6 protein-coding genes, 1 tRNA gene and 1 pseudogene are annotated in these 9,452 nt (G+C 70.1%); 1 reads left to right on the forward strand and 7 read right to left on the reverse strand.

Annotated features, from left to right (window positions below):
• Positions 1 to 34 precede the first annotated feature (34 nt).
• Positions 35 to 574, reverse strand: a complete 540-nt coding sequence (locus AC08OU_RS17935; protein ID WP_476605361.1) for a YajQ family cyclic di-GMP-binding protein — start codon at positions 572 to 574, stop codon at positions 35 to 37.
• A 66-nt stretch (positions 575 to 640) separates the two neighbouring features.
• Between AC08OU_RS17935 and AC08OU_RS17940 the strand changes: the two genes are divergently transcribed.
• Positions 641 to 723, forward strand: a tRNA-Tyr gene (locus tag AC08OU_RS17940).
• 64 nt (positions 724 to 787) lie between these two features.
• Here AC08OU_RS17940 and AC08OU_RS17945 read toward each other — a convergent pair.
• The 6 genes and pseudogenes from AC08OU_RS17945 to AC08OU_RS17970 form a co-directional block, all read right to left on the reverse strand.
• On the reverse strand, positions 788 to 2,242 hold the full coding sequence (locus AC08OU_RS17945; RefSeq protein WP_476605362.1) for a tyrosine-type recombinase/integrase: 1,455 nt from the start codon (positions 2,240 to 2,242) through the stop codon (positions 788 to 790).
• Positions 2,239 to 2,463, reverse strand: a complete 225-nt coding sequence (locus tag AC08OU_RS17950; protein ID WP_476605363.1) for a helix-turn-helix transcriptional regulator — start codon at positions 2,461 to 2,463, stop codon at positions 2,239 to 2,241. The genes AC08OU_RS17945 and AC08OU_RS17950 overlap by 4 nt, the downstream gene beginning before the upstream one ends.
• Before the next feature lie 114 nt (positions 2,464 to 2,577).
• Positions 2,578 to 5,859: a bifunctional DNA primase/polymerase gene (locus AC08OU_RS17955; RefSeq protein WP_476605364.1), complete on the reverse strand. Its 3,282-nt coding sequence runs from the start codon at positions 5,857 to 5,859 to the stop codon at positions 2,578 to 2,580.
• Positions 5,860 to 6,243: 384 nt separating this feature from the next.
• Positions 6,244 to 6,534: a hypothetical protein gene (locus tag AC08OU_RS17960; RefSeq protein WP_476605365.1), complete on the reverse strand. Its 291-nt coding sequence runs from the start codon at positions 6,532 to 6,534 to the stop codon at positions 6,244 to 6,246.
• Positions 6,535 to 6,673: 139 nt separating this feature from the next.
• A complete protein-coding gene (locus AC08OU_RS17965; protein WP_476605366.1) occupies positions 6,674 to 9,130 on the reverse strand; it encodes a cell division protein FtsK in 2,457 nt (818 codons plus the stop codon).
• Positions 9,127 to 9,452: pseudogene (locus AC08OU_RS17970) on the reverse strand (hypothetical protein); the annotation flags it as partial. The gene AC08OU_RS17965 and the pseudogene AC08OU_RS17970, both read right to left, overlap by 4 nt.

Below are 9,452 nucleotides of genomic sequence, written 5' to 3' on the forward strand. Positions count from 1 at the left end.
GCGACTCAGTCCGCCGGAACGGTCACCGGAAGGGTCACCGGTAGTTCACGAACTGGAGCGCGACGTCGAGGTCGGCGTCCTTCAGCAGAGCTATAACGGACTGCAGGTCGTCGCGGGACTTGCTGGTGACCCGGAGCTCGTCACCCGTGATCTGGGTCTTGACGCCCTTCGGCCCGTCGTCCCGGATGATCTTCCCGATCTTCTTGGCGTTCTCCTGGCTCAGGCCCTCTTTGATGCCGGCCTCGATGCGGTACTCCTTGCCCGATGGCTTGGGCTCGCCAGCGTCGACGGCCTTGAGCGAGATGCCGCGCCGGATCAGTTTGGTCTGGAAGACGTCCAGGACGGCCTTCACCCGGTCCTCGCTGTTCGCCCGCATCACGATGTGATCACCGCTCCAGGCGATTCCCGCGTCGGTACCCTTGAAGTCGTACCGCTGCGAGACCTCTTTCGCCGCCTGGTTCAGGGCGTTGTCGACCTCCTGCCGGTCGACCTTGCTCACGACGTCGAACGACGACTCGCTGGCCACGCGAAGCTCCTCGCTGCTCTCCTCGGACGTGAGGGCGTGGTTGCGCATCGCCCCCTCCTGGCTTGCTATCCTGCCATCCGCTGCCGGGGCGCGTGAGCGCCCCGCAAGCAGCCAGGCGGGTTGCCCGAGTGGCCAAAGGGAGCAGACTGTAAATCTGTCGGCTGATGCCTACGTAGGTTCGAACCCTACACCCGCCACACCACCCGAAACGGCCCCTGACCAGCACGTATGCCGGTCGGGGGCCGTTGTCGTCCGGTCCCGCTAGGTCTCACTCACTCTCATTCGGGACCACTGGTTGTGTCGTATCTGTGTCGTCGCGCTCGGACTGACTGCCGCCGCGCAGGGCCGCGGCGATGCGGCGCTGCGCAGCTTCCTCTCCGCCGTCGATGCACGCGGCGTAGACCTTGAGCAGGACGTGCACGCTGTGCCCAGCCCACTCCGCCACGTCGGTGGCCGGAACACCGGCGTTGAGCCAGAGAGACACAGCGGCGTGCCGCAGGTCATAGGGACGCCGAGCGAGGGGCGATGCCTGCTGAGCCTCTGTGAGGGCCTGCTGGCGCGCCTTGCGCCACACCCGTGTGTACGCGTTGCCGGAGAACGGTCGCCCGGTGGTCGGCCGGTACCGGCCGCCCGGCCCCCGCTGAGTGACGAAGATCCGTCCGGCCCGGTGCCGTACTCCTCAATATGGGCATCCATCAGCGTCACGAGCGTGGGCGGGACCGGCACTCGGCGAGTTGCGGCTTTCGCCCGGTGCTTAAGGCGCCGGTCCTCGGTTCCCTGTGGCGTGCCGGTCCAGCTTTCACCGGCGGTCACGGTGGCGCCAGTGAGGTTGAACCACCCCCAACCGCCCCGCTTGGCGGGGCGTTCGAATTCATGGGCGCGCAGGTGCAGAGCTTCCTCGGGTCGTAGCGCGGAGTAATACAGGCATCCGAAGAACGCTTCGAATTCACCTGCAATGCCGCGAACGGCTTTGAGCAGGTTCCGCACTTGCGCCGGATTGGCGACGGTGCGCCGGTCAATGACGTCTTCATTCTTGGGCGGTATCCAGCTAACGCGGATCAATGGGGAGGAGTCGAGCAGTCGAAGCTCCACGGCGTAATTGAGCGCGCTCGATAGGGCAGTCCGCTTGCGTCGGATCGTGGATCCTGCCGCGGATCCTCCCTCTGCCGTGAGGGCAATTGCGTCTAGAGCCTTGCGTATGAGAGCGGCGTCGTCCATGTCACCAACGCTCACCGTGTTTTGCTTGAGCCAGTTGAGCGTACGCGTGACGTCGTCGGGCACTTCACTCGCCGTGCGCCGGGCCTTGTTGAACGCCCATCCGTACAGCGCGGACCGCATCTCATCCTCGGTCGGCGCTCCGCGGTCGCTAGCCAGGAACACGAGCGTCACCGTAGTCAGGGCTTCCGCTGTGTTCCGCCGGTGCTTGGGCGACCAGTGCGCCCACTTGCTGTCCACGAAATCCATCGCGTGGACAAGCCACGTGCGACTGTTCAGCTTGCGCGCCTGCGGTTCCGGGAATCCGGAGGCGACGTCGAACGCGACGCCTTCACGTTGCGCAACGATCAGCTTGGAGCGATAACTTTCCGCCAGCGCCTTCGTCAGGAAGGTCTTCCGAAAGGGCCGCCCGGCGACTTTCCAACGGACCACGTAGCTCGGACGGTTCTTGTTCTTGTTCGACAAGATTCCATAAACACGCACGTCGTAGCTCGTGTTCATGCGGCCTCCGGTTCCTCGTGGGCAGCGAGCCAGGCGTCAAGGTCTGATCGGCGAATGCGGAGACTCCCGTTCGGGTACTTGATGGTGCGTGGGGCCTTGCCGGTCGCCTTCCATCGGAAGAATGTCGACCGCGGCACGTCGAGTTCGGCCAGGACCTGATCTAGGGTCAAGAGGTCGGCGCGAACGCTGGAAATGGGCGTAGGCGATTTAGCGACTGCCATTCCTTAGCCCTCCGTGGCTGAAGTCTCGGACTGCGGGCGGGGCAACGGATCGGGATGGGGTTCCGGGGACACCTCGCGACCGGGTGTCCCTGGAGGAACGGGCATCTCTGCTGGTCACGGCTGTTCGGGGACACCGGGGACAGGAGGGACACCGGGGACAGTGGCCTGTTGCCACCCGTCGGCGGCGGTGTACTGCCCGGCCGCATCAACACGCAGTTGCCCGTCGGCGGCCATGCGCGCGCACGTCTTCTTGACGGCCTCGTAGTTCAGGTTCAGCGCTGCGGCGATGGCCTTCGGCTTGGTCGGCTCGGTCACGGTGCGCAGGTGCCGCAGGATGGCGGCGCGGGTGTCGCCGATGGCGTGTTCGTCGGCGGGGCGGTCGAGCATGAGCCAGTGCCGGGTTTCGGGCTCGACCCGTAGCGCGTGCTCGGTTTCGTCTACGTCGCGGCCGGTGACGTGCAGGACGCCGTCGTGTTGGCCGCGGGCGCGTTTGAGCACGAGGGTTGCGTCTGCGGCCCCGGCCAGGCCGTTGGTGCCGGAGACTTCGGCGAGGAAGTCATCCGAGCCTGCCTTGCGCACGTGGTGCACGAGCACGACCGCGATCGAGTAGGCATCGGCGATGGCCTTCGCTCGTCCTACGGCGGCGTAGTCGGCGTCGTACGCGCCCATGCCTTGCGGCGTCGGCCCGCGCATCTTGGCGAACACGTCGAGCACGACCATGCGCGCGTCGCGATGCGCGTCGAGCCATTCACAGATCGCTAGGTCTCCCCCGGCGGGCAGGGTGGGCCAGTCGGTAGCGATGGCCAGCCCGGGCGGGGCCTGTTCGGTGCCGAGCAGCTTGCCCATACGGGCCTTGAGCCGTCGCGGGGTGTCTTCCAGGGCCAGGTACAGAACGGGACCTTGCCGGACGCCGATCCGGCCGAATGCCTTCCCGCCAGAGGCGATGGCCAGGCCGAGCGCCAGAGTCATCCACGACTTGCCCACCTTGGGTGGCCCGGCGAGCAAGGAGACTCCCTCGCAGAGGATGCCGGGCACGGCCCACTTAGGCGCGGGGAACGACGCGCCCATCAGTTCGTCGGCGGCCCACAGTTCCGGACGCCAGCGGCGTGGTTGGCCGTCGTCGCCGATGGGTCGCAGGTGTGCGGCCCGCTCGGCGGCCGGGGTCGGATCGGGGGTGTCCTCGTGGTGCATGGTCACGCTGCCTTCCGCGTGGTGGGCTTGGCCGGCGTTTCGGCGAGGGACCGGGGCCGGCGGGCACCGGCCTTGAGTCCGGAGGCGATGGTCTTGGTGGTCTCGGTAGCGTCGAGCCCGGCGGCGCGGGCGGCGTGGCTGAGAACGGTGGTGACGTGGTCGGACTCGAGCGCGCCTCCGGCGATGAGTTGACCGAGCGCGAGTGCCGACAGGTACAGCGCCCGGTTTCGCTGCCCTTCGGTCGCGGTGGCGACCCGTTGAGCCTGCTCGCTGACGGCGGCAGCGAGGTACGCGGCGGCCCGGTCCCCACCGGCGGCGGGATGGGCGCTCACAGCGACCGTGGCGGGCTTCTGAGGCGGTAGCGGGGCAGGGGTGAGTCCGTTGGGTCAGCCACGCCGGTAGGGGCGCCAGGGGGGCGTCTGCGTCGCTGGCGAGGGTGTAGGCGCGGCCGGTGACGGTGGAGGGTGGGGCGACGACGTAGCCACCGCCGCCGCGGGTGTCGATCAGCCAGCCGAGCGTCCCGGCGGTGTTGCGCAAGGGCTCACCGGCTGGTGCCTGGTAGTAGAGGTGGGTGCCGCCGCTGGCGGTGTTGACGGCGAACGTGTGCCACGGGAATGGGTGTCCTGCCTGTTCGCACAGGACGGCGAACACGTCGGCGCCGTCGTGGATCCCGGCAAGCCGGTACGGCTCCGGCGGATCCTGCATCCGGCCGTAGTCGTCGGGCTTGGGCATGTCGAGGTCGATCACGACCAGACCGGACGGGCCGCACGCGATCCCGATCCCGTATGAGGCGGCGGACCAGGCGCGGCGGATCCTGCTCGGGTCGGTGGTGGCGCGTTCCTCCCAGCCGACGTGCCGCCCGGCCCGCGCACACCGCACGTCGCGGCGCTGGCCGCGCCGGTCGATGCACCGGTCCTCGGCGTGATCGGGGAACGCGGGCCGCTTGTCGTCCGGGCGTAGCGGGAACACGTGCCAGCCGCGGGCCGCGTAGGTCAGGGCGGCGGGGATCAGGGCGTCGCGCCGGACGGTCCCGGCCGCTCCGCGCGCCGGAGATGACTCGCTGGGGTGGGATTGGAGCAGGGTGCGGCTGACGTGGATTCCGGCGGCTTCGGCCTGCTGCGCGCAGTCCGTGGCACCGGCTGAGCCATCGCGGATGAACGCCACACACAGGTCGGCTCCCGCTTCCACCATGCTTGTGTTGCGGGCGAACCCCGCGGCCCGGCCGCGCTGCTTCCAGTCGGCCGGGTGTCGTTCGACCCTCACGCCGTCGGCGGCGTGCATCACGGCCCATGCGTCGGCGATGGCATCGGCCCCACGCGGGCAGGCGCCGTGCACGACGATGAGCCGCTGCCCGCGGCGGACGCAGTCGTCCAGCATGGTGTCAAGGAAGTCGGTGACCATCACGTCGTGGGTCCAGGCGCGGGAGCCGGTAACCAGTACCCGGAACGGTGGCAGCGCTGCCGTCTCAGCCGCGGTCTCAGGGTCCGCCGGGGTGGTCGCCGAGTCAGCGGACCCGGCGGACGCGGCGGGCCGGGTGGGTTCCTCGTGTTCCGCGGCGCGGGCATGGACGGCGACGTGGACGTAGTCGCGGTCTTCGAGCCGGTAGTAGGTCTGCGGGTGGGTGGTCTGGCCGTCGCTGTCGAGGAAGGTGAGGTGCGGGCCGGTCAGGCGCCGGTAGCGCAGGGTGTCGCCGGTGCTGGTTCGGTAGCCGGTCAGGCGGCCCTTGGCGGGTTGCCCGTTCAGCGGGCCGCCGCGGTACGTGACGGTGGTGGTGCTGCTCATGTGGGGTGCCTCCAACGTGGGTCGGGCCGGTGGGTGGTGGGTGTGGGTGCAGGTGGGTGTGTCGGTGGCGGTGTAGGCGTGCAGTCGCCACGTGTCGGTTCGGGTCTTGCTGCCGCGTTTGACCCGCAGGAGCGGGTGCCGGGAATCGGATCCGCGCTGCGACGCCGGTTTGGGGCTCGTGGGTTGTGTGGCGGCGGATGCGGGGTGTTCGGTGATGCACCCGGCGGTGGCCCACTCGCGTAGCCAGGCGTCGGCGGCGCCGCCGGTGATCTGCGCACGCTCGGCGAGGGTTTCGGGCTGGATCGGCGCGTCGGCCTCGGCCAGGGCGCGCCACGCGTCGGCGCGTAGCTGGTCGAGAGTGCGCGGTGTGCCGGTGTGCCGGGCCAGTTGCTCGGTTCGCTCCCGGCGACTGGTCGCGGCCATGACTAGGCAGCGTCCTGTCGTGACAGAGTGAGCCGTGCCGCTACCTTGCCGACGATGCCTGCCATGACCTCCCGGGGGCTGTAGTCGAGACTGGCTATCGCTACGAGCGCGGTCATGACGACATCGCCGAGTTCGGCGGCAACGTCGTCACGGGTGTGGGTGACGCCTTTGCGGGGGTTCTGGCCCGCGGTGCCGATCCATGCGGCGGCGCGGGCCGCCGAGTTCCTCGGCCACCTTTAAGATCCGCAACAGCATCTCGGCATCGCTGGTGCCGTTGTGCTCGTTCAGCCATGCGGCGGTGACGTCGACCGCCGCGAACAGGTCGGCGGTTCTGCCACTGGGGTTTGAACAGGTCGGCGGTTCTGCCACTGGGGTTTGGCGTGGTCATCGGGCTTCCTTGGAGAGTCGGCGGAGGTAGTGGTAGAGGCGGCGGCCGAGTCGTAGCCGGATGCCTTGGTTGTGGCAGCGTCGGCACACGCGCCGGTACGGGGAGCCGCCGAGTAGTGACCCGAGGATCCGGCCGGGGGTGAGCGGCTTGCGGCGGGCGGGTGGTTGGCCGTGGCAGCGTCGGCAGGGGCCGAACGGGGACGCGGCGCACAGTGCCGCGTACCCGGCGAGGTAACCGAGTGTGAACAGCCAGGCGATGCCGCTAGCGGTGAGCGTGTGGGGGTCCATACCGTCTCCAGGGCTGGTTTTGGGCGCGCGGGACCTGGGCCGCTAGCGTGCTAGCGTCCTGATCAGGTGTGGGTTGTGGTGCTAGCGGGGCCGCTAACGGTTAGCAGGGGTGGCCGCTAGCGTTAGCGGCCCCGCGGACTCAGCTTGCGTCTCGCTTCCGGTCACGCTCCGTCTCGCGCTGGGTGATCGCGGCGCGGATGTGGTCGGCGACAATGCCGCGCCGGTTGACGACCTTGCCGTCCGCGCTTTCGACGCGCCGCCCGACCTGGGTGGTGCCGATGCCGTACGGCTTGAGCGCCGAGGACAGTTGCTCGGGCGTCCACCCGCCGTACGTGTCGGGCCGCAGGTCCGCGAGCCGTTCCACGATCGTCTCGGACCACACCTTCGCCTCACCGGCGGGCAGGACGGCGGCGATGTCATCCAGGAGCGAGGACGCCGGGCGCCCGTCGGCGGTGGTGCCGGGGTTGGTCTGGTCCACGGCGTACCCGGCCAGGCGCCCGGAGGCGATCCGGGCGGCGCGGGCTCGGTCGGCGACCTTCTCGGCGTCGGGCAGGTCGACGTAGGCCGAGCGGACGATCTGCGGGTCGTCGGAGGCGCCGATCAGGTAGCCGATGCCCTTGTCGGAGGCGCGGAAGGTGGTGGCGCGGATCCCGTTCTGGTACATCGACGTGCCGAGGATCATGTCGTTCTCGGTCTGGCCCATCACCCGCAGGCAGAACCGGATCGACACGTTCGCCGACACCCCGGTCGGGAGCGAGTTCTTGTCCGGCCGCTGGGTGGCCAGCAGCAGCACGACGCCCAGGGCGCGGCCGAGCTTGATGCACCACTCGGCCAGTTCTCCCGCTTCCTTGCCGAAGTCGGGGTGGGCGAACAGGTTCTGGCACTCGTCCACGAACATCACCAACGGGTGCAAGCCCAACGTGCGCCGGTTGGCCAGGGGGCGGGTGACCTTGCCGTCCGGGCAGACGTCGACCGGCAGGCCCTTCATCGCCTCCGCCCGGCGCATGATCTCGGCCTTCAGGTCCCGCAACGACGCCAGCACCAACTCGATCGTGTCGTCGCCGATCCCGGCGGCGTACCGGTGCGCGAACTTCGCCGCGGACGCGATGTCGTTGTTCGCCTTGAGGTTGAACGCCCACACCTCGCTCGTGGGGTCCAGCCCGGCCGCCAGCAGGTACACCCGCGCGGTGGCGGTCTTGCCGCCACCGGGCAGGGACCCGATCAGGACGTTGTTCTCCATCAGCGACACCCGCACCACCCGACCGCGGGGGTCGTTACCGACCGGGATCGGGTCGAACAGGTCCACGCTCCCGCGCCGGGCCAACGGCCACGGCACCGACAGCTTGGCCATGTCCTGGTCCCCGACCCACAGCACCAGCCGCCCGGCGTGCGCCTCGGCCGCGGGTTCGGGCCACACGCACCCGACCGCGCGCCGCAACCCGGACGCCAGCTTCTCCCGGCGCTCCAGGACGTCGCCCACGGTCACGCCGTAGGGCAGGTCCAGGTCAGCCCGCCACCCGGGACCGTCCCGGGTGATCGGTGCCACGAACGCGATGCCCTTCGGGTCCTTCGCCAACGTCTGGTTGATGGCCGCGATCCCGAGCGACCCGAGCGCGCGGATCACGATGTTCGCGGTCAGCTTCGCCACCTCCGGCGCGAGCACCGCGGGTGAGGCGATCGGCTTGTCCGCCGGGGACCCGATGACGCCGAGCGCGAGCACCGTGGCCGCCAGGACGGCCCACCACAGCGGGTCCGGGGCGGACACAAACCCGGACAGAAACACGGCCAGGATCACCGTGCCGACCAGGGCGGCGAACGTGGTCAACAGAGTCCGGGCGCGCACCCGCGCGTCCCGGTGCCGGATCAGCTTCAGATACATCTCGGCGTCCGCCCGCGCCACCGCGGCCAGCCGGACCGGGACGCCCTCGGAGTCGAACAGCCACGCCACGCCACCGCCGACGACGCGCAGGGCGCCGACCGGGGCGCGCACGGCCAGCCGGACCATGTACACCGGCAGCCGGAACGCGTGGAACGCGGTCACGTGCGCGTAGTGCCCACCGACCCACCGGGCCGCCGATGTCACACCCGCGATCGACCGCATCCACAGCGGCACCACCGGCCGCCGGTGCCCGCGGCCGATCCGGTCACCCAACCGCACCCGGGCCGAGCCCGGCGGGTCCACCGGCACCGGCCTACCCTGCGGGTCCAGAACCTCCACCCGCCCGGCGCCATCGGCGTCCGTCGGGTCATCACCCGTACCGTGGCCGTGGTCGGTGCCGTGGCCGGCGCCGTGGTCGGAGTCGTCCCAGTCGTCGGCGGGGTCGCCGTACTCGAAACGGGCCGCGAGCTCGACCACGGCGGCCATCGCCCCATCGCCACCATCGCCGATGACCTCGTCAATGATCTCCGCGTCGATGACCTCGTCAGGGGCCGCCGGGTTGTCGGCGCGGTGGGTCCTGTTGCCGTTCCTGTCGTCGTCGGTCGGTTCCGGATCGGGGTAGGTGGTGGCGCTCATCTGGTCTCCCTCGTAGGCGACGCTCGCGTTCGCGTGGTCGTTCTCGTCGTCGTTCTCGTGGTCGCTGGTGTGGCTGGTCATGGCGTGGCCTTGGCTCGGGTACCGCCGCGGGCATGGGTGCCGGGCGGGCACGTGCCCTTGCGCTGGCACGGCGTCCCGTCCTGCGTGGTCTGCCCGCACAGCCCGGCCCCCGTCCCACCGGCGGATCCCTGCCCGGTACCCGCCGCCGCCGCGGTGCCGGAACCGCGCTGCGCGGGCGGTTTGCGCGACGTCGCCTTCCCCGTCGCCGTCCGCGCCGGCGTGCCGGTGTCGCCGTACAGGTGCCGCTGCCAGGCGGCATCCCACGCGGCCCGGTCCCGCTGCCGGTTCGCACGGCGGATGCACCGACGGGCAGTCGCCTTAG

It is taken from the genome of Frankia sp. CcMO1, assembly GCF_977945845.1.

Coding starts and splice junctions, on each gene's coding strand:
- AC08OU_RS17935 (WP_476605361.1), bottom strand. CDS start 574: ATGCGCAACCACGCCCTCACGTCCGAGGAGAGCAGCGAGGAGCTTCGC.
- AC08OU_RS17945 (WP_476605362.1), bottom strand. CDS start 2,242: ATGAACACGAGCTACGACGTGCGTGTTTATGGAATCTTGTCGAACAAG.
- AC08OU_RS17950 (WP_476605363.1), bottom strand. CDS start 2,463: ATGGCAGTCGCTAAATCGCCTACGCCCATTTCCAGCGTTCGCGCCGAC.
- AC08OU_RS17955 (WP_476605364.1), bottom strand. CDS start 5,859: ATGGCCGCGACCAGTCGCCGGGAGCGAACCGAGCAACTGGCCCGGCAC.
- AC08OU_RS17960 (WP_476605365.1), bottom strand. CDS start 6,534: ATGGACCCCCACACGCTCACCGCTAGCGGCATCGCCTGGCTGTTCACA.
- AC08OU_RS17965 (WP_476605366.1), bottom strand. CDS start 9,130: ATGACCAGCCACACCAGCGACCACGAGAACGACGACGAGAACGACCAC.